Source organism: uncultured Tenacibaculum sp. (assembly GCF_947499065.1).
Taxonomy (GTDB): Bacteria; Bacteroidota; Bacteroidia; order Flavobacteriales; family Flavobacteriaceae; genus Polaribacter.
The window spans coordinates 220,506-245,158 of record NZ_CANMMT010000004.1; the positions used below are offsets into that span (position 1 = coordinate 220,506).

The following is a 24,653-nucleotide window of genomic DNA, read 5'->3' on the forward strand; positions in this document are numbered from 1 at the left end:
TTAAAAAAAGCAATTAACTATCTAGTTTATTAAGTCTTATTTAAGTATATGAGATTTCCCTTTTTAATCATAATTGTAATATTATTTGTAGCGTGTACTAATCAAAAAAGTACTAAAAAAAACGACCTGTTGTTCAATGAGTTAAAATTCAATACAACAGGTATTCGTTTTGAAAATAATTTAACAGAAACAGATTCTTTAAATTACTTTAAATATACCTCTATTTATATGGGAGGAGGTGTTGCTGCAGGTGATATAAATAATGATGGATTGGTAGATTTATTTTTTACAGGAAACCAAGTCAAAAACAGATTATACTTAAACAAGGGTGACTTTTCTTTTGAAGATATCTCAGGAAAAGCCAAAATTGAAGGAAGTTCAAAATGGTATACAGGAGTTACAATGGCAGATGTAAATGCTGATGGTTACTTAGATATCTATTGTTCAGTTTCAGGTAAAAATGGAGATAAGAGAAATGAGTTGTATATAAATAACAGAGATAATACATTCACAGAAAAAGCAAAAGAATATCAAATTGATGCATTAGGGAATTCAGTACAAGCAACTTTTTTTGATTTTGATAATGATGGAGATTTAGATTTGTATGTGGCAAATTATCCAATTGCTCATCCAACTACTTCAAATGCAATATATGACCATAGAATGAAAAATGTTTCAGATGAAGAAACAGATAAAATGTATAGAAATGACGGAGGTTATTTTACTGATGTTACAGAGATATCTGGAGTGAAAAATTATAGTTTTTCATTAGGAGTCGTAGCTGCAGACTTAAATAATGATGGTTGGCAAGATTTATATGTGTCGAACGATTACAGTATTCCAGATTTTTTATACATAAACAACCAAGATGGAACATTTAAAGAGGTGATAAAAGAAGCAACTTCTCAAACTTCTTTTTATGGGATGGGGATTGATATTGCTGATATCAATAATGATGAGTTATTAGACGTGTTTCAAGTAGATATGGAATCGAATAATAATCGACGACAAAAAGCCAATATGGCAAGTATGAATCCTCGATTATTTTATGAAACAGTGCTTTACGGATTCCATTATCAATACATGCATAACTGCTTGCAATTAAATGTAGGAAGTATAGAAAATAATGTTCCAAAATTCTCAAACATATCTAGGATTTCAGGAACTTCATCTACAGATTGGAGTTGGGGCCCTATGTTTGCCGATTTTGATAATGATGGCTTTAAGGATTTATATATAACCAATGGAACAAGAAGAGAGGTAAATAACAAAGATTTTTTTAAGAAAATAGATGGAGAAGAGTATAATAAATACTCATTATTAGAGAAAACAAAAATGATTCCTTCTGAAAAAATTGACAATTTTATGTTTAAAAATGTTAATGGAATTCAGTTTGAAAGAGTGAATAAAAAATGGGGAATAGAGCATAAAGGGTTTTCAAATGGTTGGACTTATGCTGATCTTGATAATGATGGAGATTTAGATGTAGTTATCAATAATCTTGATGAAGTTGCAAGTGTATTTGAAAATAAAGGAAATGATAAAAATTATTTAAGTGTTTCTTTTAAAGGGACTCAAAAAAATCCTTTTGGATTAGGAGCTAAAGTTTATACTTATGTTGGAAAAAATCTACAAAAACAAGAATTAACTTTAACAAGAGGATTTCAGTCGTCAGTAGCACCAAAATTACATTTCGGTTTAGGAGATGCTAAAAAAATAGATAGTTTAAAAGTAGTTTGGCCTAGAGGAATAGAAGAAGTTCTTACAGGGGTAAAAACGAATCAGTCTATAGTTTTAGAGTATGCTAATGCGGGGAAAGGAAAAGATAAAATTTTAGCAAAAAAGAAAATATTTTCAAATGAAAATTCAAAATTATTAGCGTACAAACCCGTAGAGAATGATATAAACGATTTTTATAAACAAGTTTTATTACCACACAAAATGTCAACTTTAGGACCAACTGTAGCAGTAGCTGATGTAAATAATGATGGTTTAGAGGATTGTTTTATAGGAGGCTCTTTTGGAAACGAAGGAAAATTATTTATTCAAAAGAAAGAAGGCTTTTATGAAAAACAAAATTTAGAAATAACAAAAGACAAGTTATCAGAAGATTTAGGAGCGTTATTTTTTGATGCAGATAATGATGGAGATCAGGATTTATATGTGGTTAGTGGGGGGTATGAATATGCGGAAAAATCAACAATGCTACAAGATAGATTATATGTAAATGATGGAAAGGGTAATTTTCAGAAAGAAAAAAAAGCGTTGCCACAACTACAAAACAGTGGTTCAAGAGCTTATAAATTAGATTTTAATAAAGACGGTAAACAAGATGTTTTGGTTTTAGGAAGGCAAATTCCAGGAAAGTATCCGTTACCAGCATCAAGTACTTTATTAGAGAATGCTTCGGATGAAAAATCTATAAAATTCAATAATGTAACAAGTTCAAAAATACCGTTACTTAAAAACTTAGGAATGGCAACATCAGCAGTTGTTACTGATATAAATAACGATGGATGGGAAGATATTATAGTTGTTGGAGAATGGATGTCAATAAAAGTGTTTGTAAATCATAAAGGAAAATTTGAAGAAGTTTCAGAAAAATATGGGCTAACTAAAAATACCACAGGTTGGTGGTGGAGTGTAAATCAAGGAGATTTTGATAATGATGGAGATATGGATTACATCGTTGGAAATAATGGTTTAAACTATAAGTATAAAGCTACAGAAAAAGAAACATTTGATATTTATGTAAATGACTTTGATAAAAACAATGAAAATGATATTGTATTGAGTTATTATAATGAAGGAAAGCAATATCCAGTTAGAGGAAAGCAGTGTTCGTCTCAACAAATTCCATCGCTAAAAAGTAAGTTTAAAAATTACAATGAATTTTCAACAGCTACTCTGGTGGATGTTTATGGGAGTAAGAATTTAGAAAACTCCTTGCATTATCAAGTAAGTTCATTTGCAAGTATCTATTTGGAAAATAAAGAAGGTAAATTAATTGTACATGAATTACCAATCGAAGCTCAATTTTCAAGTATCAATCAAATTATAGTAAATGATTTTAACAACGATGGGGATTTAGACGCATTAATGGCGGGAAATTTATATAATTCAGAAGTAGAAACACCAAGAAATGATGGAAGCTATGGAGTGTTTTTAGAAGGGAATGGGAAAGGAAAATTCAAATCAATTCCATCAATGAATAGTGGGTTTTTTACAGAAGGAGATGTAAAAGATTTGGTGCCAATTACAGTGGGTAATCAAAAGTATATCATTTCAGTAAAAAATAACGATTACCTACAGTTTATAAAAATTAATAATTAAAAGAATATGTTAAGTATAATCTCCTTTATAGGGTTTACGGTTTTAGTAGCAGTTATAGCTTATTTGGCAACTAGAAAAACAAATGAACAATCTTCAGAAGGATACTTTTTAGGAGGAAGAAGTTTAACAGCTACAGTTATAGCGGGATCGTTATTATTAACAAACTTATCTACTGAGCAATTAGTAGGTTTAAATGGACAAGCCTTTAAAGAAGGGATATTGGTAATGGCTTGGGAAACCTTGGCGGCAATAGCAATGGTAATTACAGCAGTGTTTTTGTTGCCTAGGTATTTAAAAGGAGGTTTAACAACGGTGCCAACTTTTTTAGAAAGACGATATGATAAAATAACAAAATCGATAGCATCAGGATTGTTCTTATCTGGTTATGTTGTAGTTTTTTTACCTATAGTATTATATTCAGGATCGTTGGCAATAAGTACAATGTTTAATGTACCAGAATTATTGGGAGTATCAAAAGAAACAGCTTTATGGATATGTATATTTTCAATAGGAATAGTTGGGTCTATTTATGCAGTTTTTGGAGGTTTAAAAGCGGTAGCTGTATCAGATACAATTAATGCAGTTGGACTTATAGTAGGAGGTTTGTTAATTCCAGTTTTTGGTTTAATTGAAGTTGGAGAAGGAAGCTTTGTAGAAGGAGTAACTATTTTAACAACTACGCATACAGAAAAACTAAATTCAATAGGGGGAAGTGATTCCTCAATACCATTTGCTACTATTTTCACTGGTATGATGTTGGTACAATTGTTTTATTGGGGAACTAATCAGGCTATTATACAAAGAGCTCTAGGGGCGAAAAATTTAAAAGAAGGTCAAAAAGGATTATTATTAGCTTCATTCTTTAAAATTTTAGGACCAATCATAGTAGTATTGCCAGGTATTATAGCATTTCATCTTTTTGGAGAATCATTAACAAACCCAGACGAAGCTTATCCAAAGCTAGTAACTAAGGTTTTACCATTATCATTTGTAGGTTTTTTTGCTGCTGTATTGTTTGGAGCAATATTAAGTTCGTTTAATAGTGCACTAAATAGTTCGGTAACACTTTTCGGAATAGATATTTATAAAGAATATATAAATAAGGAAGCAAGTGAAAAACAGGTGGTATTAGCAGGTAAAAAATTCGGAGTTGTATTGGCGGTATTATCAATGTTCGTAGCACCTTTTATTGCTAATGCACCAGATGGTTTGTTTGGTTATTTACAAGAAGTAAATGGTTGTTATAGTATACCTATATTAACAATAATTGTTGTTGGGTATTTAACTAAAAAAGTACCAGCTATAGCAGCAAAAGTCGCCATAATATCAGGAGTTGTATTGTATGTGATTAGTCAATTCTATTTAAAACCTTATGTATTTGGAGAGGAGAATTATCCTCACTTTTTACATGTTATGGCAATACTATTTGTGTTGAATGTGCTAATAATGTTATTAATAGGTAAACTGAATCCAAGAGATAAAGATTATATCCAAGAATTCACAAAAGAAGTAGATATCACACCTTGGAAACATGTAAAATTAGTAGGGATATTAATATGTGTTATTGTGATAGTAACATTTTTATACTTCTCATAGATAAATAGATGTTTAATAAATGGAGTTGTTTAATTGCCTGTTTTTAAAGAATAGGAAAGGGAGTTATACATTTATTTTGAAATAAAAATCATTAAGAATGAGGTTGACTAAATTAAAAGAAAGAAAAATAGCAGTACTTATAAATATACTATTGTTAGTAGTGGGGTTTATGATTTTAGAAGCGTGTAAGGTAAAAAATCATTCGGTTGAAGCAGTTTTAGAATATCAAACTCCTGCAAAATTAGGAGAAGGGGCATTTTGGGATTATAAAAAGAAAAATTTCATTTGGGTAGATATAGAAAAAAAGAGATTACACATATATAATCCAATGAATAAAGAGAATAGGACAATAATAATGCCGTCAAAAATTGGAACAGTTGTTCCTTCAGAAACAGGAGATAAAGTAGTGGTAGCTTTGGAAGATGGGATTTATTTAGTGAATACAGATACTGAAGAAATATCACTTCTGTCGGATATTGAAGCTTTAATTAAGGAAAATAGATTTAATGATGGGAAATGTGATCCAAGTGGAAATTTATGGGTAGGGTCAATGAATTTAAAGCAAACAAAGTCTAGTGGAAAGTTATATAAAGTAGATAATCAAGGGAAAACAACAACGATGTTAGAAAATATAACAATTTCTAATGGAATTGTATGGACTAAAAAGGGGGATATAATGTATTATATAGATACTCCAACAGGAAATATTAGAGCTTTTGATTTTGATTTAAAATCAAATACAATTTCAAATGAAAGAATAGCAGTAAAGGTTAATCAAAAAGATGGTTTTCCAGATGGAATGACTATAGATGAAAATGATATGTTATGGGTAGGAATGTGGAATGGAAATGCAGTAGCTCAATATAATCCTAAAACAGGAAAATTGGTTACTAAAATAAAAGTGCCAGCTCATAATGTAACTTCTTGTGCGTTTGGAGGAGAAAACTTAGATAAACTATATATAACAACTGCAAGTGTTGATATGACAAAAGAAGAAAGAGAAAAATATCCATTAGCAGGCTCTGTGTTTGTTGCTATTCCAGGAGTAAAAGGGGTGAGGTCAAGCTATTTTAAAACTCCAGTTTATAATAAAGAAAAGTTAGTTGTAGAACAAATAAAGTAAAAACAATATGCGCGCAATATTTATTTTTTTATTAGGAATTATAATGTTTTTCGCAATAGGTTGTGAAAAGGATAAAAAAGAGAATACCCCAATAGAATCTAAAGTACAAAAACTTTTGTCTAAAATGACATTAGAAGAAAAAATAGGGCAGTTAAATCTTAGGGGAACTTCTAGTAGGGTGAAAGGAACATTGCCAGAGTCATTGAAAAAAGCTGTTAGAGAAGGAAGAATAGGAGCTTTCTTAAATGTGATGAATAAAGAATATGCAGATGAATTGCAAAGAATTGCTGTAGAAGAAAGTCCTAATAAAGTACCGTTAATTTTTTCAAGAGATGTAATTCATGGGTTTAAAACAATTTTTCCAATTCCTTTGGGGATAGCTGCGTCTTGGGATGAAGAAGTTGCTAAGAATTCTTCTAGAGTAGCAGCAATAGAAGCTTCTACATTTGGGGTAAGATGGACTTTTGCACCAATGTTAGATATAGCTAGAGATGCAAGATGGGGAAGGGTAGCAGAATCGCCAGGAGAAGATCCATATCTGGCAAAACAAATGGCAAAAGCATATGTAGAAGGTTTTCAGGGAGATAGTTTATCTGATCCAACAAGTTTAATTGCATGTGCAAAGCATTTTATAGGATATGGAGCAGCAATAGGAGGTAGAGATTATAATACAGCAATTATTAGTAAAGAACAATTATATAATACTTATTTACCACCATTTCAATCAGCTTTTGAATCGGGAGCTCAAACCGTAATGACTTCATTTAATGAAGTAAATGGAGTACCAGCATCAGGGGATAAAGAATTATTGTCAGACATTTTAAGAAAGCAATTAAAATTTGATGGTTTTGTGGTTAGCGATTGGAATTCAGTTACAGAAATGATAGCTCATGGTTACGCAGAAGATGAAAAGAAAGCAGCAGAAAAGGCTATTAATGCTGGATTGAATATGGAAATGACAAGTAAGTCTTATGAGGATAATGTAAAAGAACTATTAAAAGAAAAAAAGTTATCAATAAATCAAATAGACAAATTGGTAGCAGATATCTTAAGAGTGAAAATAAGAATGGGGTTGTTTGAGAATCCGTATAGGAATAAAACAGGAAAACTTTACGATGTTAAACACTTAGAGTTAGCAAAAGAAGCAGCTATAAAAAGTTCAGTGTTATTAAAAAATGAAAACAATATTCTCCCTTTAGATAAAAATACGAAAATACTTATAGTTGGGCCTTTGGCTGATAAACCTAGGGAACAATTAGGAACTTGGACTTTTGATGGAGATAAGAATTATACTGTAACACCGGTAATGTCTTTTAAAAACCATAACGCAAATTTTGAGTTTATAGAAGGTTTAGCTTATAGTAGAGATACAAGTAAAAAACAATTTAGAGAAGTGATGTCTAAAGCTAAAAAAGCAGATGTTATTTTGTTTATAGGAGGAGAAGAAGCAATATTATCAGGAGAGGCACATAGTAGAGCGAATATAAATTTACCAGGAGCACAAGAAGAGTTAATAAAAGAGTTGTCTAAGCTTAAAAAACCGATAATATTAACAATTATGGCAGGTCGTCCAATAACTTTACAAAACATAAAAAATAAAGTTGATGGTGTTTTAATGACATGGCACCCTGGAACTATGGGAGGAGATGCTATTTATGAGATGATTTATGGAGTAAAAGAACCCAAAGGAAGATTGCCAATAACGTGGCCAAAAATGGCTGGTCAATTACCATTATATTACAATCATAAGAATACAGGGAGGCCAGCAAGTGCTAAAGAGTTTGTACATATAGATAGTATACCAATTGGAGCATGGCAAAGCTCTTTAGGGAATACTTCTCATTATTTAGATGCCGGTTATGAACCTGAATATCCTTTTGGTTTTGGATTGGGGTATACAACGTTTAAATATTCAAACTTAACACTATCAACAAATAAGTTAACTGATAGTGGAGATATAATCGCTTCAGTTGATATTACTAACATAGGAAAGAGAGTGGGGAGTGAGTTGGTTCAGTTGTATATTCAAGATGTAGTAGGGAGTATTACAAGACCAGTAAAAGAATTAAAAGGTTATAAAAGAATAAGTTTAAAACCTCATGAAAAGAAAAAGGTAAGTTTTACAATAAAACTCCAAGATTTAAAATATTATAATAATCAATTGGAATATGGGGTTGAGAAGGGGAAATTCAATGTTTGGATAGGAGCGAGTTCAGCTTCAAAAGAAAAGTTAGAGTTTATCTATGAGTAATAATTAGTTATAGAATTTTACTTTATAAATTAAGAATAAATTATCAATAGTGATAGTTTGCCGTTTACAATAGTCAGTTTAATTTCATTAGTTTTATAGAAAAAAATGATAACACTTAAAGATATAGCCAAGGAGCTAAATATTTCTGTATCTACAGTATCAAAAGCACTAAATAATAGCTATGAAATTAGTCAAGCGACAATTGAAAAAGTACAAAAATTAGCCAAGGAATATAATTACAAGCCTAATAAAGCAGCGTTAAGCTTGAAAAAAAGTAAGACAAAAACTATAGGTGTTATTATTCCAGATATTCTAAATCATTTTTTTGCAAAGTCTTTACATGGAATTGAAAAAGAGGCTTCAAAATTAGGGTATAGTATTATTACTTGTATATCAAATGAATTATATAAAAATGAAAAAAAGAATATAGAACTTTTGGCTAATGGTAGTGTGGATGGTTACATTATTTCGGTAGCAGAAGAAACACAAAGAAAGGATGAGGTAGAGCATTTTAAGGCTATTTTAAGGCAACAATTACCAATTGTGATGTTTGATAGGATGATAGAGAATGTAAATTGTGATAAGGTAATTATTGATGATTTTGGAGCGGCTTATAAAGCAACAAATCAATTATTAAAAGAAGGGAGAAGAAAAATAGCTTTGCTAAGTACGCTTGAAGGTTTAAATGTTGGAAAACTTAGAACAGATGGTTACCTAAAAGCAATTACAGAAAGTAAGACGTATAAAGAAAAACCAGTAATAGTAAATATAGATACTACTGTTGATTTAGAAGAACAAGTGAGTAAAGTATTTGAAGAGTATGATGAAGTAGATGGAATTTTAGCTATTGATAATACATTAGGAGTGATAGCAATAAATAAGGCAAAGGATTTTGGATATAAATTCCCAGATGATATTTCAATAATAGGTTTTTCAGACCAAAATGTATTGCCTTTTTGTAATCCAAAATTATCAACAGTAACACAGCATTCTGAAGAGATAGGGAAAAATGCTGTTCGTATGATTATTGAAAGAATAGAAGGGAAAGCTCCAGTAGAAAGAATAACAAAGGTTATAAATACGAGTATAGAACTTAGAGAAACAACAAAAAATAGATAAAACAAAATATATGTCAACCGAAAATAAATTATCAATAAAGGAAAAAATAGGATATGCTTTAGGGGATACAGCAGCAAATATTGCTTGGCGAACCATAGGCCCCTTTTTACCTATTTTTTACACCGATGTTTTCGGTTTGGGTACGGCAGCTGTAGCTATGTTACTATTTGTAATTCGCTTAGGAGACGGTGTTACCGATTTAATTATGGGGAATATTGCAGATAGAACTAAAACAAAATGGGGGAAATTTAGGCCTTGGTTAATATGGACAGCATTACCATTTGGAGTAGCCTTAATATTACAGTTTACAACGCCTGATTTAAGTTTGTCGGGAAAGCTAATTTGGGCTTATGCAACTTCTATATTTTATACTTTGATGTATACGGCTAATAATGTTCCATATTCAGCTTTAATGGGGGTTATGACTTCTAATATAAAAGAAAGAACCGTTTTGTCGTCGTATCGTTTTTTTGGAGCTTATTTAGGAGGAGTAATAGCAACAATTGGTGTTATTTCATTGGTAGATTTTTTAGGAGAAGGAAATAAAAACTTAGGTTATCAATATACTATGTATGTGTTAGCGTTTATATTGGCTATTTTCTCAGTAATTACGTTTTTAACTACAAGAGAGAGGATACCAGTTATAAATAGTGAATCGAATGTAAAGCAAGATTATAAAGATTTAATAACGAATAAAGCGTGGTTGATTTTATTGTTTCTAGGCTTTGTTTTTGTAACATATAATGTAATAAAACAAAGTGCAACAATGTATTATTTTACACATTATGTACAAGATGAAACAAATTTTTTTGGAAGTCTTTCGAGATGGGGAGGAGAAAATGGATTAGCTGGATTATACTTACTTTCATTGTTGGTAATATCTATGATTTCTACATTGTTTGCTCCGTATTTATCAAAAAGAATAGGGAAAAAGAGGCTTTTTATTTTAAGTGTCTTGCTTTCGTCAATTACTGCAGGAGCTATCTATTGGTTAGAGCCTAACCAAGTGGGGAGTATATTTTTATTTGGTATAATTTCAGAGTTTGGGGCAGGATTAATGCCTATACTTTTCTTTGCTATGTTGGGTGATTCAGCCGATTATTCAGAATATAAAAATGGAAGAAGAGCCACTGGTTTAATTTACTCGGCAGGTACATTTGCAATGAAATTTGGAGGAGGGGTAGCTGGAGCAATAACTTTAGCTATTTTAAATATGTATAATTATGAAGGGGATGTAGCAGTTAAAACTGCGGAAATGCTTGAGGGGATAAAATTGAATATGAGTTTAGTTCCAGCATTGTTTGTGTTGTTAGCTGTAGTGGCTTTACTTTTTTATCCATTAACAACTAAAAAAATGAAAGAAGTAGAGCAGGTGTTAAATGAACAAAGGAATTCGTAAATAGATGGTAGGAGTTGTAGGTAGTTCTATTAAAAGAGAGCTTCAAGTTGAAATAAGAAAAGAATTACAAAATGTATTAGATTATTGGAAAACGAATACTATAGATAATTTAGAAGGAGGTTTTTTTGGCGGAGTTGATAATAAAGGAAATGTGATACCAAAAGCACCAAAGGGAATTATATTGAATGCCAGAACTTTGTGGAGTTTTTCAGCGGTTTGTAATCAAGAAGGTGTAAAAGATAATGAAGCGTTTGCTAACAGAGCTTATCAATACTTAAAGTACTTTTTTAAAGATAAAGAAACATCAACTGTATACTGGGAGCTTAATTACAACGGAGAACCAATAGATACAACAAAAAATACAATAGCCCAGGCATATACTATTTTAGGATTGTCAGAATATTATAAATTATCAAAAAAAGAAGAAGTAAAAACTTGGGCAGTAAATTTGTTTGAGTTTGTTGAGAAAGAATTGAGGTCTTCTGATGGAAGTTATTTGAATGAAGATTTTAAAGAAGGAGTTCAAGATAAGATTAAGAAGTTAGGGACTTATTTGCATTTGTTAGAAGGTTATAGTGCTTTGTATAAAGTGTATGAAAATAAAGAATTAGGAAAAAGAATAATATATTTATTAGAAACTATTGTAAACAAATTTTGGAAAAACGATAAGTGTTTAGTTTTAGAATTTGATGAACAATGGGTTGATATAAGTAAAACAATTTCTTTTGGACACAATGCAGAGGTTCCATGGATGTTGCTAGATATAGCGAGGTCTCTTGGTTATAAAAAATATGAAGAAATTATTGTTGAAAAAATGAAGTATAGTATTGCTAATTTTCTAAATGAAGCAGTAACGTTTGATGGGGCAGTGTTAACAGGGAAAAATATAGCTTCTAAAGAATTAGATGTTGAATTGAATTGGTGGGTACAAACTGAGGCTATGCTTGCTTTTTATACGCTGTATAAAGAAGCTAAAAAAGAAGAGTATTTAATTAGCTTGAATAAAGTATGGTGCTTTGTGAAAGGTAATTTTATTGATAATAATAATGGAGAATGGCATTCAAAAATAACAGAGAATGGAGAGAGGCTAGAACATAAAGTAGCTATGTGGAAAACTCCATATCATATAGTTAGGATGTGTTTGAATGTGGTGTCTGATATTTAATTTTTCAATTGATTTATTGCCTTTTTTACATCACTAGTAGGTAATTTACAAGCTTTATTAATACAAACGTATATGTATGTTTCTTTAGAAGAAAACCTGTTTTTTAATAAAGGTAAATTACTTTCTTTAAGACTACCAGCAACTAACTTATTTGGTAAATAAACTTTATTTAATAGAGTAGATTTTTCAAGAGCTTTATTTCCTGAAATAGCAACTTCATAAAAAGGATAGGTATAATTTAAATATAGAGAAAGCCAATTTGCATGAGAAGAAGGAAAATTATTCATTTCTGGACTAATATTGTGTAGCATTTGCTTGCTTACTTTTAAATACTCTTCATTCTCATAAAAATGACTTAATAAAAATAAGTTCTTAGCCATGATTGAATTAGAAGAAGCAATAACATTATCATCGGTTTCAATCTTTTTAGCGATTAATTCTTTTTCTAAATTAGAAGTATAATAAAAGAAATTACTTTTTTCATCGTAAAAATGATTAAAAACATAATCAGTAAGCTTCTTTGATAGTGATAGCCATTGAGAATCGAATGTGACTTGATATAAGCTTAAATAGGCGTTAATTAGGGTAGCATAATCTTCTAAATAAGCATTAATACTTGCTTTACCATTTTTATAATTTCTGAAAACTTCACCATTTTGTTTAATTAAATTTTCTTTAATAAAATTAGCATTCTTAAGAGCGATATTTAAAAAGTGAGAATCGTCAAAAGCTTTGTAAGCATCAACATAACCTTTTAGAGTTAAAGCATTCCAGGAAGTAAGGATTTTGTCATCCAATCTAGGTTTGTTTTTTTTGCTTCTATGTTTTGTTAATAATGAACGCCATTGCGCTACTTTTTTGTTTAGTTTATTTAATGATACATCGTATTTTTTAGAAAACTCTTCATTGGTAAATTTTCTTATTAAATGATATTTTTCTTCTTCCCATAATCCATATGAGTTGATTCCAAAATAATTTGAAAATAAATCAAAATCATCTTTAGGGATAATTGAAGTAAGTTCGTTTTTAGTCCATACATAATAAGCTCCTTCTTCAAGTTTATTATGTTCGTTACTACTATCTGCATCTAGAGATGAATAAAAACCACCACTTTTATCCATTAATTCTTTCTCTATAAAGTTTAATGTTTGATATACAGTTTCCTTGTAAAGAGGCTTTTGTGTAGCTGTATAAGCATTAGAATATAGACTAACTAGTTGACCATTGTCGTAGAGCATTTTTTCAAAATGAGGAATATGCCATTTTTTATCAGTGGAGTATCTAGAGAAGCCACCTTCACTTTGATCAAAAATACCACCTAAAGCCATTTTAGTTAGGGTAGTATTAACATGAGATAAAAGTTCTTTGTTTTTTGTGAGATAAGCGTATTGTAATAGAAACTCATAATTAACAGGCATTGGAAATTTAGGAGAACTATCAATACTACCAAATGAATTATCGAAGTGTTTGAACCAGTTGTCTAAGGAATTTTTTATATAAGATTTGTTGAAATCTTGTTCTTTGTTATTAATAGAAATTAAAGAGTTTTCTTTAATGCCTTCTGTTAGTTTTTCAGCGTAATTAATTAGTTCTTGAGGTTCTTTTGTGTATAGAGAGGAAATTTGGTTAAGAACATTAATCCATTGGTCTTTTGGAAAGTAAGTTCCGCCAAAAACAGGTTTTCCATTAGGTAAAGCTATGCAGTTTAAGGGCCACCCACCACTTCCAGTCATAAGTTGTACAGCAGTCATGTAAACTTTATCAATATCAGGACGTTCTTCTCTGTCAATTTTTACATTAATAAAATTGTCGTTCATTATTTTAGCAACTTCTTCATTTTCAAAAGATTCTTTCTCCATAACATGGCACCAATGGCAAGAAGAGTATCCTATAGAAATTAATAAAAGTTTGTTTTCTTTTTTGGCGAGTTCTAATGTTTTCTCATTCCAAGGATACCAGTTTACAGGATTGTGCGCATGTTGTAATAAGTACGGGCTTGTTTCGTGAATTAAGCTATTGGTGTATTTATGTTTTTTAGTATCATTTTTTGTTGAGGTGTTTTTGCATGATAGGATGAAAAAAATAATACAGCAGAATAAAATCTTTTTTAAAAACATATTAAATAAGGTTGTAACCAAAAATAATAAATTTTTATGGGATAGAATTCAAAAGCCCACTCATATGAGTGGGCTTTTGTTAATCAACTAATTCAAATAATTTACACAATGAAAACAATATTACTTGTCTACGAATTATTGCTTTCAAATTCTGTGCCAAAATTACGAATTACTTATATGTTTTTGAAGTTGATGTTTAAGAATTCACAATTTTTTAACTATATATAGTCTTTGTGTTAACAAATGTGTAGGTGAACTGTTAATTTTAACAATTTATTAATAAACTGGTGTTTTAATTAACTAGCATGCTTATGCGCTTTGTAAGAAGATCTAACTAAAGCACCACTTTCAACATACATAAAGCCCATTTCTAAACCTAAAGTTTCATATTTTTTAAACTGATCAGGAGTAATAAATTGCTTAACTGGCAAGTGTTTTTTACTTGGTTGTAAATACTGACCAATAGTAATAATGTCTAACCCAACACTACGCAAATCTTTCATTGTTTGGATAACTTCTTCTTCAGTTTCACCTAAACCTAGCATAATTCCAGATTTAGTGCGCATACCATTATCTTTCAAATATTTTAAAACAGCTAAGCTTCTATCATATTTAGCCTGAATACGAACTTCACGAGTTAATCTACGAACAGTTTCCATATTGTGAGAAACTACTTCAGGTGCTACCTCTATAATTCTATCAAGTAATTTTTCATTTCCTTGAAAATCTGGTATTAAAGTTTCTAAAGTAGTATTAGGATTTGCTCTTCTAACAGCATTTACGGTTTCAGCCCAAATGATAGATCCACCATCTTTTAAGTCATCTCTATCTACTGAAGTTAATACAGCATGTTTAATACTCATTAATTTAATTGAGCGAGCAACTTTTTCAGGCTCGTCCCATTCAACAGTTTCTGGTCTACCGGTTTTTACACCACAAAAACCACAAGAACGAGTACAAATATTTCCTAAAATCATAAAAGTAGCAGTTCCTTCTCCCCAACATTCTCCCATATTAGGACAGCTACCACTAGTACAAATAGTATTTAACTTGTATTTATCTACTAAACCTCTAAGTTCTGTATATTTTTTACCAACAGGTAACTTTACGCGTAACCATTTTGGCTTTTTTGTTCTTTCAGGTAGTACTACAGATTTATTTTCCATTTTATAAAAAAATTGAACTGCAAATTTACAATTTTTATTGTTGATAAAGATCTTTAATGGAATCTATCAAGCTAATTTTTTTTAAACTAAATTCTTTTTTTAATTGACTAATAGTACCAATTCCAATATAACAAGGAGGTAATATTTCTGTTACTTCTTTCTTTCCATTATCATTATGAGATATTACTACGTTTTCAATCGAAATTAAACTCCTAGTTTCAGATTCTAAGCAATAAATGTAAATTCTAGAATAACGATTTGCACTTCCATATTTTAAAGAGTTTATAGTGTCAAGTATATTATTATTAAAATGTTCTATGAAGTCCTTTTTTAAATGTATTTGCTCGAAATCTTTATCGATATAAAGCTTTTTATACCATTTATTGGTTGATTCTGAAAAAGGTTCAATACTTATGTTTTTGTATCCAGAATATGCCATAAGTATAATTATTGTAGCTTCTAGAATCCATATTATGGATAGTGAGAAATTTTTAATGAGAAAACCAAAAAGTTCCCAACTTCCTATTTTATTAAGGGTTATTATGTTCTCTATTAGTAAATCTGGTCTTATTAAAATTTGAATAAAAAATTTAGTGTCGATTACTAATTTTACTTCTTCTACGGATATTATATAGAAATAACTTACCCATTGAAAATACACTCCTAAAAAAGCTAAGATTAAAGTTATTATTATAGATTTTTTTCGATTCCTTATTTTAAATACTCTATTAAGTAAATAACTAATTTGAGAAATTGAATAGCCAAATACTAAACCTAGTATAAAATTAAAATAAATTAAAGGCATAAAGGTTACAATTAAGCTATAAAAATAACTAGCAAAAAGTGTGATAAATATTCCAAAAATAAGGACTAATGATAAATTTGTTATAGGGGCTTTACCAGACTCATTATAAAGAGAAAGTTCGGTGAATTTCATATTAATTTTTATCACAAATTTAATAAAAACCAAATACTAAATGCGATTAAAAATACAATACCAGTAATACTTAAAATACGTAAGCCTAAACCAGGTCTATGCTTTTCAGGAGTATGTTCACCGGTAATTAATATATAATTTAAAATAGCGTAGAATGGAGCTGTTAAGAAAGATAATACCGTAGCTATTTTAACCAAAAATCCCATGTCAGATAAAAAATATTTTAGAATAAGAAAAGTACCAATAGCTAAAAATAACATCCAGAACCAATAAGAAGCCTTTGTTTTTTTATTAAAAATTAAAGTGGAAGTTTTACTCATGGCTCTAGGTGAAGCATCCAATGTAGTTAATGTAGTACTGAACATGGTTGTAAAAGCAGCTATACCAATGAATAAGTAAGAAAAATCACCTAAGTTTTTTGTGTATAAATTAATTAGTTGAGAGGCAAATACAGTTCCTTTACTAGAAAAAGATTCACCAGACCTATACATAACCAATGCTCCTAACATTACAAAACAAACACCTAAAAAGAAGGTTCCAATGTATCCAACATTGAAATCGAAAATAGCATGTTTAGGTTTTATTTTTTCGAAAGTAGTTTTACTTTTTTCAACCGACCATATTGAATGCCAAATAGAAATATCTAAAGGAGCAGGCATCCAGCCTAAAAAGGCTATTAAAAAAGTTATTTGAGCAGTACCACTAGGTACTATTTGTTGAAAACTAAATCCTTTTTGAGTGCTAAATAAAGCAATGTTTACAGCTAAAATAGTACTTATAGTTAATGTTAGTATAATGTATTTCATTAAATTATCTAGTAATTTATACTTTCCAATTCCTAAAATAATTACACTAATAAACATTATTATAATTGACCATATTACTAAATCATTGGTAAAACCAAAGATGTTAGAAGCTAAGCTTGCAGTTACAATTGTTACCGCAGCTTGAATAGTAAACATAGTGGCAAAATTTAAAATATAATAGCTAACTAAAACATATTTGCCAAGTTTTTTATAACCATCTAACAAAGTTTCGCCAGTAGCCGAAGCGTAACGAGGTCCAAATTGAAAAAAAGGATATTTAAAAATATTAACGATTAGTAAAGCCCAAAGTAAACCAAAACCGAAATCGGCACCAGCTCTTGTAGATTGTACCAAGTGAGAAACTCCTATTGCAGCACCAGCAAATAACAAACCAGGACCAAGTAAATTTAAAAAAGACTTTTTCATAAAGGGAAATGAAAGAAAATGTTAAATTAATTGATACTGTATAATAAATTATACAATTCTTTAGTTTTTTAATTGCTAAAGTTGGGGCAATTTAAGATTTCTTTATTATTTCTGCTAATAATTTTTTAGCTCTCAATAATTTAACCTTTACATTATTCATCGGTTCCCCTATTTTTTCTGAGATTTCTTTATAGCTTAACTCTTGAAAAAAACGTAAATTAATTATTTCTTGGTATTTCGGTTTTAGCTTTTTTATATCCTTTAAAAGTTTAGCTAAATTTTGTTCTGTAATAATTTTATCTTCAGGAGAAGGAGCATCATCGACTACCTGAAAAGCAGCTTCTTCTTGTTCTTTAGAAGTGTCAATTGAAATCGTAGACTTTTTTTTACGTAGAAAATCAATATGTACATTCTTAGAAATAGTAATTAACCAAGTTTTGAATTGATATTCTTCGTTAAAGGTGTCTATTTTATCAAAAGCTTTAGAAAAAGTTTGAATAGTAATATCTTCAGCATCATTATCATTTTTAATTTTTGATAATTGATAGTTGTATACATTTCCCCAGAAAGTGTCTAATAGGAAATTAAAAGAAATTTGGTTTCCTTTCTTAGCAAGCTGAATGTGGTGAAGAACTTTTTCTTTATTTACTTCCAATGTGTAGGTTTAGAAATTGTATTTGTTATAAATATAATGATTTGTAATGATACTAAACAAATGTCAAGTATGGGCAATAAGAAAAGGATTTTTTTATCGTGAAGTTTAAAAGCTGATTTTCCAATAACTAAAAACTGTATGAAATAGTAGAATAAAACAATAGGTAGAGTTATTTTCCATTTTAAGATAAGTACATAAACAGCTAAAGGGAAAAAAATAATTTTCGTAAACTTGAAAAGGTTTAAGAAAAAACGATGTTTAAACTTATACAAAGGAAATATAATAGATAATTTCCTTTTTTGTGTAAACCAATCTTTAAAAGAAATATAAGAATTAGAAGTTACACGACTATTTTCAGCTATAGAAATAGCTGTGTTTTTATTATTGGCAGCATCTTTTATAAATAAATCATCTTCACCTATAAAACTATCCATGTGTTTAATGAAACCATTTACTTTAAAAAACTCACTTTTAGTATATCCTAAGTTTTTAATATTAGCGCTAAAAGGACTTCCAAATTTAGCAAAAGAGAAAGATAAAATATGGTTAAAAATATTATCGAATCTAATAAGTAGGTTTGAGAAAGATAATTTTTTAGATTTTATTTTTTGATAGCCTAAAATAATTGATTTTTCTTGAGAGAAATTAGAACTCATTTCCTTAATCCAATAGGCTGAATCAGGTTTGCAAGAAATGTCTGTAAATAATAAATGTTCATGAGTTGCAGCTTTTATACCTAGGGTTAAAGCGTATTTACGATTTCCCCAAAAAGCTTCAGTATTTACAACATTTACAATTTTGATATTAGAATATTCCTCTTGAAGATTTTCCATAACATCAAGTGTATCATCAGAAGAAGCATTGTTTATTAAAACAATTTCAAAATCAGTATAATTTTGTTTAGAAAACTCTTGAATATAATCTGCTAACTCATTTGCTTTATTTTTAATACAAATGATAACTGAGATAGGAATATTTTTAGAGATTGCTTTTTTTTCTTTTTTAAAAGCAAAAACGGAAAAACTTAAAAAATAAATTATTTGTATAATCGTAACTGCTACAAAAATGTAGAAAACTACAGTAAAGATCATATAAATAAAATAAATTTAGTTTGCGTGTTGTGGTTCACTGCAAGAATCGAACTGGTCTGGTGTTTTACCGCAAAAACCACAAGATTCACCACTTTGATTTAAAACAGGATTTTGGCTAGCACAAGTTCCAGCAAATTCACCATCTTTTTTAGCCCAAATTTTAATAGCAATTCCTGCAAATGCAAGCGCTAATAATCCAATTGTTACGAAAACTAATTTCATTTCTTGAAAAATTTTAGTGAGGCAAAGATACAAACTTCCTAGATTATATAAATGGATTATTGTGTAGTTTGTAATGTTGTGACTTTTATTTTTTTAAGTGTCCTAATTAATAATCAATTAATTTATTATATAATCATATGAAAAAATATTTTGCTGAATTTTTCGGAACATTTTGGTTAGTTTTTGGAGGTTGTGGTAGTGCAATTTTTGCTGCAAATTTTCCAGATTTAGGGATAGGGTTTTTAGGAGTAGCACTAGCTTTTGGTTTAACAGTTTTAACCATGGCTTATGCAGTTGGACATATTTCTGGAGGACATTTTAATCCGGCAGTATCATTGGGTTTATGGGCTGGAGGAAAATTTTCTTCAAAAGAATTAGTTCCTTATATAGCCTCTCAATTATTGGGCGCTATTTTAGCGGCTAGTTTTTTATTTTTAATAGTTTCTAATAAAGAAGGTTTTGAGTCAATAGGAAGTTTTGCTGCCAATGGCTATGGTACATTATCTCCTGGTGGTTATAATTTAATAGCTGCTTTTGTAGCTGAGTTTGTATTAACAATGTTTTTCTTGTTAATTATTTTAGGAAGTACTAGTGAGAAAGCTCCAAAAGGTTTTGCTCCTATAGCTATTGGTTTAGGTCTTACTTTAATTCATTTAATAAGTATTCCGATAACAAATACATCGGTAAATCCAGCACGTTCTATGAGTCAAGCATTGTTTGTTGGAGGAGAATATTTAATTCAATCTTGGTTATTTTGGATAGCTCCAGTTGGAGGAGCAATTGTAGCAGGAGTTATTTATAAGAACTTGATAAATAAAGAATAATATTACTTTTATTGAAGGTTTAAAATAGACATCATAATTATGATGTCTATTTTTTTTGAAAAAAAATTAATTCATTTTAAACTTTTTGAGTTTTTGAAGGTCTTAGAAGAAATGAGTATCTTGTATAAACTAAAAACCCCATTAAAATGAATTTAAATCAACTAGTTAAAGCATTATTAGGATTATTAGTAGTAACGAGTGTATTATATGCATGTAGTTCAAGTGACGATGTAAGTGATAATGGTGATGGAAGTAATCCTTCAGGAACAACATATGATATTACACCTATCTTATCCAAATTTGATGGAGTTTCTGGAGTAACATATGCTATCAATGGAAATGTAGTAACTTTTACAACAAATAATTTACCTAATCATAAAAGTCCATATTGGGGAGTAGGAAATGCAAATTATGAAGCATATAATGGAACCAACCCAAATTGGAACCAAAACCCTAATACAATAGCTTCTCAGAATATAACATTTCAAATTCCGTTAAATCCATCAGAAGCATCTACCAAAACGAATACTTCTCTTGGGCCAATGGGATTAGCTATAAATGGAGTTGCGTTTTATAATCAGTATGCAGGGCCTAATAATCAACCATTAACCAATGAGATAAATTCTTTTGATCAGTATTTAGGACATCCGCAAAATTCAGGTCAATATCATTATCACCAAGAACCATTATTTCTTACAGCTCAAAATGGAAAAAGTGCATTTTTAGGATTATTAGCTGATGGTTTTCCAGTATATGGTCCTGAGGAAAATGGAACAACAATTACAAGTGCTGATTTAGATATTTACCATGGACATACTTCAGCAACTGTGGATTTTCCAAATGGAATCTATCACTATCATATTACTGCTGATGACCCGTATATTAATGGAAATGCATTTTATGGTACACCTGGAAATATTTCACAATAATTGAAGAAGTTATTTTTTATATGGCTATGTGTTAGTTTTTTTTCTTGTGTAGAAAAGCCAGAGAAAATTGCACTAAAAATTCAATATCCTAATAATAACATAGAATTGAAAAATGGAGTCCTTTTTTATAAAGGAGTTCCATTTTCGGGCACTATGATTTCTTATAATGAAGTAAATAAAACAAATGATTCAGCTCAATATTTGAACGGAAAAAAAGAAGGAGAAGAGTTGAAAAAATATTTAAATGGGAGTATAGCTGAGCAACGATTTTATAAAAAAGGATTAAAGTCTGGAATTCATAAAGCTTGGTGGGAGAATGGAAATCAAAAATTTATTTATTACTTCAATACTAAAGGAGAGTATGATGGTAGTGTTAAAATTTGGTATAAGAACGGACAGATATATAAAGATTTTAATTACAAAGAAGGTGAGGAGAATGGAAGTCAAAAGATGTGGCAAGGTGATGGAAAGTTAAGAGCAAATTTTGTTACCAAAAATGGTGAAAGATTTGGGTTAATAGGATTAAAAAAATGTTATTCAGTAAATGTTAAAGATGAGTCATTCAAATAAAATTATAGGTAGTATAGGTCAAAGTAGAATAATCTATTTTTTAATGCTTCTTTTTTTTAGTTTAACAGCTTGTAAAACTGAAAAAAAGATAAATAAAGAAGTTACACTACCATTTTTTAATTCGGCAGAATTTACACCAGAATGGATTTCAGAAGACTCATCCAAATATGATAAAATACATACTATACCAGATTTTAATTTGGTAAATCAAGACGGAAAGGGAATCAGCCGTAATTTGTATAAGGGGAAAATTTATGTAGCAGATTTCTTTTTCGTGTCTTGTCCTGGAATTTGTCCTATTCTTGAAAAGAATATGAGTAAGCTTCAAGAAAAATTTAAAGATGATAAGGATGTACTTCTATTATCACATACTGTAATGCCAGTAAAAGACTCTGTACCTGTATTAAAAAAATATGCATTAGATAATGATATAAATTCAGATAAATGGAATTTAGTAACTGGCGATAAAGAGCAAATTTATAACCTAGCAAGAAAAGCATATTTTGCTGATGAAGACTTTGCAAAAACACAAGATGAAAACGCTTTTATTCACACAGAAAACTTTGTACTGATAGATAAAAAAGGACGTATTAGAGGTGTTTATAACGGTACTTTAGGCTTAGATACAGAAAGACTAATTCGTCATATAGAAATCTTAAAAAAAGAAGGTTAAATAACGTTTACTTCAATTTCTAATTCAATAGAAAACTTATTCTCAATGGTCTTTTGAATCTTTTGAGCTAACTCATAAATTTCTTTACCTGTAGCATTTCCGTAGTTGACTAAAACCAAAGCTTGTTTTTCATGTACCCCATAATCACCAAAACGTTTTCCTTTAAAACCACTTTGTTCTATTAACCAACCTGCAGGGACTTTAACTTCTTCTTCAGAAATTGGATAACTAGGAATGTTAGGAAAATCTTTTTGTAGTTCTTGAAAAAGCGTTGTTGAAATAACAGGGTTTTTAAAAAAACTACCACTATTTCCAATTTCTTTAGGGTCTGGTAATTTACTTTGTCTAATAGCAATTACTGCATCTGAAACGTCTTTAATAGTCGGACTAGTAATATTTTTTGAAGCTAATTCAGTTTCAATAGCTCCATAAGAAGTGTTTAGCTGGTGTTCGTTTTTAGTAAGTAAAAAACTCACAGAAGTTATAATGTATTTACCTTTGGCTTCGTTTTTAAAAATAGAATTTCTATAACCAAACTTACATTCAGAATTTGAAAATTCTACTAATTTTCCTGTTTCAATGTCTATAGCTTGAACACGGGTAATAGTATCTTTTACTTCAACACCATAAGCACCTATATTTTGAATAGGACAAGTACCAACATTACCAGGTATCAAAGATAAGTTTTCTAATCCGCCATAGTCTTGTGAAACACACCAAAGGACAAAATCATGCCAGTTTTCACCAGCATTTACAGTTAGATAAACATCATTATCATTTTCTCTATCTATAGAAATACCTTTTAAATTGAGATGAACTACTAGTTTCTCGATTTCTTTAGTTAATAGCATGTTACTACCACCACTAATTAGAAATAAATCTTGTTCTTCTTTTAAAAGTTGTTGTAAACTATAGAGAGAATCAATAGAAACAAAACGTTTGGCATTAACATCAATGCCAAACGTATTGTACTTTTTTAATGATATATTTTCTTGAATATCCAATGTTATTTATTGTATTGTTCTAAAGCAATTTTTAGAATTTCAACTGAACGTTTTAAATCAGTTTTGTTTAAAACATATGCAATACGAACTTGATTTTTACCTTCTCCTTTAGTAGAGTAAAAACCACTAGCAGGTGCAACCATAATAGTTTCGTTATTGTGATTGAATTTTTCTAAAATCCATTGAGCAAAATCATCAGCATTTTCAACTGGTAATTCAGCAACACAATAAAAAGCACCTTTAGGGTTTGCTACTTTAACACCTTCAATTTTTTGTAGTTCAGAGATTAGAGTATTTCTACGATCTTCATACTCTTCAATAACTTCATCAAAGTAACTTTGAGGAGTGTCTAAAGCAGCTTCACTAGCTAATAAAGCGTAAGTAGGAGGACTTAAACGAGCTTGTGCAAACTTAATAGCGGTATTAATAAATTCTTCATTTTTAGAAACAATACAACCAATTCTAGCTCCACACATACTATAGCGTTTAGAAACAGAATCTATCATGATAGCATTTTGCTCTAAACCTTCTAAAGTCATTACTGAATTGTGTTTTTCACCATCATAAGTAAACTCACGGTAAACTTCATCAGCAATTAAAAATAAATCGTGTTTTAAAACGATTTGTTTCAACTTTTCAATTTCTTCTTCACTATATAAGTATCCAGTTGGATTTCCTGGGTTACAAATTAAAATAGCTTTAGTTTTTGAAGTAATAAGCTTTTCAAAATCTTCAATTGCAGGTAAAGCAAAGTTATCTTCAATTTTAGAAATTACTGGAACTACTTTTACTCCAGATGCAGTTGAAAAACCATTGTAGTTAGCATAAAAAGGTTCAGGAATAATAATTTCATCACCTGGGTCAGTAATACTACCAATAGTAAATAATAAAGCTTCGGAACCACCTGTTGTAGCAATAATGTTATTAGCATTTACATGAATATCATTTTTAGCGTAATAATTAGCTAATTTTGTTCTGTATTCTTCAGAACCTTCAGAACGGGCATAAGATAATACCTCAATAGCGTTGTTTTTAACAGCGTCAAGTGCAACTTGAGGAGTTTTAATATCTGGTTGACCAATGTTTAAGTGATAAACTTTAGTTCCGTTCTTTTTAGCAGCTTCAGCATAAGGCACCAATTTACGAATTGGCGATTGTGGCATAGAATTTCCTTTTATAGAAATAGATGGCATTGTAAATAGAATTAGTTATTTGTTTGGCAAATTTGCAAAATATATTTGATAAAA

Annotated in this window: 20 protein-coding genes; 11 read left to right on the forward strand and 9 right to left on the reverse strand. The window is 29.8% G+C overall.

Going from position 1 to position 24,653, the window contains the following annotated elements:
- Nucleotides 1-48: 48 nt before the first annotated feature.
- From Q0958_RS10650 to Q0958_RS10680, 7 genes are all read left to right on the forward strand, one after another.
- Nucleotides 49-3,333, forward strand: a complete 3,285-nt coding sequence (locus tag Q0958_RS10650) for a VCBS repeat-containing protein (RefSeq protein WP_299122799.1) — start codon at nt 49-51, stop codon at nt 3,331-3,333.
- Between the two features lie 6 nt (nt 3,334-3,339).
- Nucleotides 3,340-4,929: a solute:sodium symporter family transporter gene (locus Q0958_RS10655; protein WP_299122800.1), complete on the forward strand. Its 1,590-nt coding sequence runs from the start codon at nt 3,340-3,342 to the stop codon at nt 4,927-4,929.
- Nucleotides 4,930-5,026: 97 nt separating this feature from the next.
- A complete protein-coding gene (locus Q0958_RS10660) occupies nt 5,027-6,052 on the forward strand; it encodes an SMP-30/gluconolactonase/LRE family protein (RefSeq protein WP_299122802.1) in 1,026 nt (341 codons plus the stop codon).
- A gap of 7 nt (nt 6,053-6,059) precedes the next feature.
- Nucleotides 6,060-8,303, forward strand: a complete 2,244-nt coding sequence (locus tag Q0958_RS10665) for a glycoside hydrolase family 3 N-terminal domain-containing protein (protein WP_299122803.1) — start codon at nt 6,060-6,062, stop codon at nt 8,301-8,303.
- A 105-nt stretch (nt 8,304-8,408) separates the two neighbouring features.
- Nucleotides 8,409-9,422, forward strand: a complete 1,014-nt coding sequence (locus tag Q0958_RS10670) for a LacI family DNA-binding transcriptional regulator (protein ID WP_299122805.1) — start codon at nt 8,409-8,411, stop codon at nt 9,420-9,422.
- A gap of 10 nt (nt 9,423-9,432) precedes the next feature.
- Nucleotides 9,433-10,821, forward strand: coding sequence for an MFS transporter (locus Q0958_RS10675; protein WP_299122807.1), 1,389 nt, complete (start codon nt 9,433-9,435; stop codon nt 10,819-10,821).
- A gap of 4 nt (nt 10,822-10,825) precedes the next feature.
- A complete protein-coding gene (locus tag Q0958_RS10680) occupies nt 10,826-11,986 on the forward strand; it encodes an AGE family epimerase/isomerase (protein WP_299122809.1) in 1,161 nt (386 codons plus the stop codon).
- Here Q0958_RS10680 and Q0958_RS10685 read toward each other — a convergent pair.
- From Q0958_RS10685 to Q0958_RS10715, 7 genes are all read right to left on the reverse strand, one after another.
- The gene (locus tag Q0958_RS10685; protein ID WP_299122812.1) at nt 11,983-14,103 is read right to left on the reverse strand and encodes a thioredoxin domain-containing protein; all 2,121 of its coding nucleotides are present in this window, start codon (nt 14,101-14,103) and stop codon (nt 11,983-11,985) included. The two genes, Q0958_RS10680 and Q0958_RS10685, sit on opposite strands and share 4 nt — an antisense overlap.
- Nucleotides 14,104-14,399: 296 nt before the next feature.
- Entirely contained in the window at nt 14,400-15,269 is an 870-nt protein-coding gene (gene lipA / locus Q0958_RS10690; RefSeq protein ID WP_299122814.1) for a lipoyl synthase, read from the reverse strand.
- Between the two features lie 34 nt (nt 15,270-15,303).
- Nucleotides 15,304-16,074: a hypothetical protein gene (locus tag Q0958_RS10695; RefSeq protein WP_299122816.1), complete on the reverse strand. Its 771-nt coding sequence runs from the start codon at nt 16,072-16,074 to the stop codon at nt 15,304-15,306.
- Between the two features lie 143 nt (nt 16,075-16,217).
- Nucleotides 16,218-17,438: an Nramp family divalent metal transporter gene (locus Q0958_RS10700; protein WP_299122818.1), complete on the reverse strand. Its 1,221-nt coding sequence runs from the start codon at nt 17,436-17,438 to the stop codon at nt 16,218-16,220.
- A 91-nt stretch (nt 17,439-17,529) separates the two neighbouring features.
- The gene (locus Q0958_RS10705; RefSeq protein WP_150899657.1) at nt 17,530-18,093 is read right to left on the reverse strand and encodes a sigma-70 family RNA polymerase sigma factor; all 564 of its coding nucleotides are present in this window, start codon (nt 18,091-18,093) and stop codon (nt 17,530-17,532) included.
- Entirely contained in the window at nt 18,084-19,184 is a 1,101-nt protein-coding gene (locus Q0958_RS10710; protein WP_299122822.1) for a glycosyltransferase, read from the reverse strand. Before Q0958_RS10710 ends, Q0958_RS10705 begins: the two co-directional genes overlap by 10 nt.
- Before the next feature lie 15 nt (nt 19,185-19,199).
- Entirely contained in the window at nt 19,200-19,406 is a 207-nt protein-coding gene (locus tag Q0958_RS10715) for a membrane or secreted protein (RefSeq protein WP_299122824.1), read from the reverse strand.
- Between the two features lie 137 nt (nt 19,407-19,543).
- Between Q0958_RS10715 and aqpZ the strand changes: the two genes are divergently transcribed.
- From aqpZ to Q0958_RS10735, 4 genes are all read left to right on the forward strand, one after another.
- Nucleotides 19,544-20,230, forward strand: coding sequence for an aquaporin Z (gene aqpZ / locus Q0958_RS10720; protein ID WP_299122826.1), 687 nt, complete (start codon nt 19,544-19,546; stop codon nt 20,228-20,230).
- Between the two features lie 146 nt (nt 20,231-20,376).
- Nucleotides 20,377-21,159: a YHYH protein gene (locus Q0958_RS10725; protein WP_299122828.1), complete on the forward strand. Its 783-nt coding sequence runs from the start codon at nt 20,377-20,379 to the stop codon at nt 21,157-21,159.
- Complete coding sequence (locus Q0958_RS10730) at nt 21,160-21,729, forward strand: hypothetical protein (RefSeq protein ID WP_299122830.1); 570 nt, start codon at nt 21,160-21,162, stop codon at nt 21,727-21,729.
- Nucleotides 21,713-22,402 carry an SCO family protein gene (locus tag Q0958_RS10735; RefSeq protein ID WP_299122832.1) on the forward strand — a complete coding sequence of 230 codons (690 nt, stop codon included), beginning with the start codon at nt 21,713-21,715 and terminating at the stop codon, nt 22,400-22,402. The genes Q0958_RS10730 and Q0958_RS10735 overlap by 17 nt, the downstream gene beginning before the upstream one ends.
- On the opposite strand, the gene murB is transcribed toward Q0958_RS10735, so the two are convergent.
- Together murB and Q0958_RS10745 are read right to left on the reverse strand one after the other, a co-directional pair.
- Nucleotides 22,399-23,406: a UDP-N-acetylmuramate dehydrogenase gene (gene murB / locus Q0958_RS10740; protein WP_299122835.1), complete on the reverse strand. Its 1,008-nt coding sequence runs from the start codon at nt 23,404-23,406 to the stop codon at nt 22,399-22,401. The genes Q0958_RS10735 and murB overlap by 4 nt on opposite strands.
- 2 nt (nt 23,407-23,408) lie before the next feature.
- Nucleotides 23,409-24,599, reverse strand: coding sequence for a pyridoxal phosphate-dependent aminotransferase (locus Q0958_RS10745; RefSeq protein WP_299122837.1), 1,191 nt, complete (start codon nt 24,597-24,599; stop codon nt 23,409-23,411).
- Nucleotides 24,600-24,653: the final 54 nt, after the last annotated feature.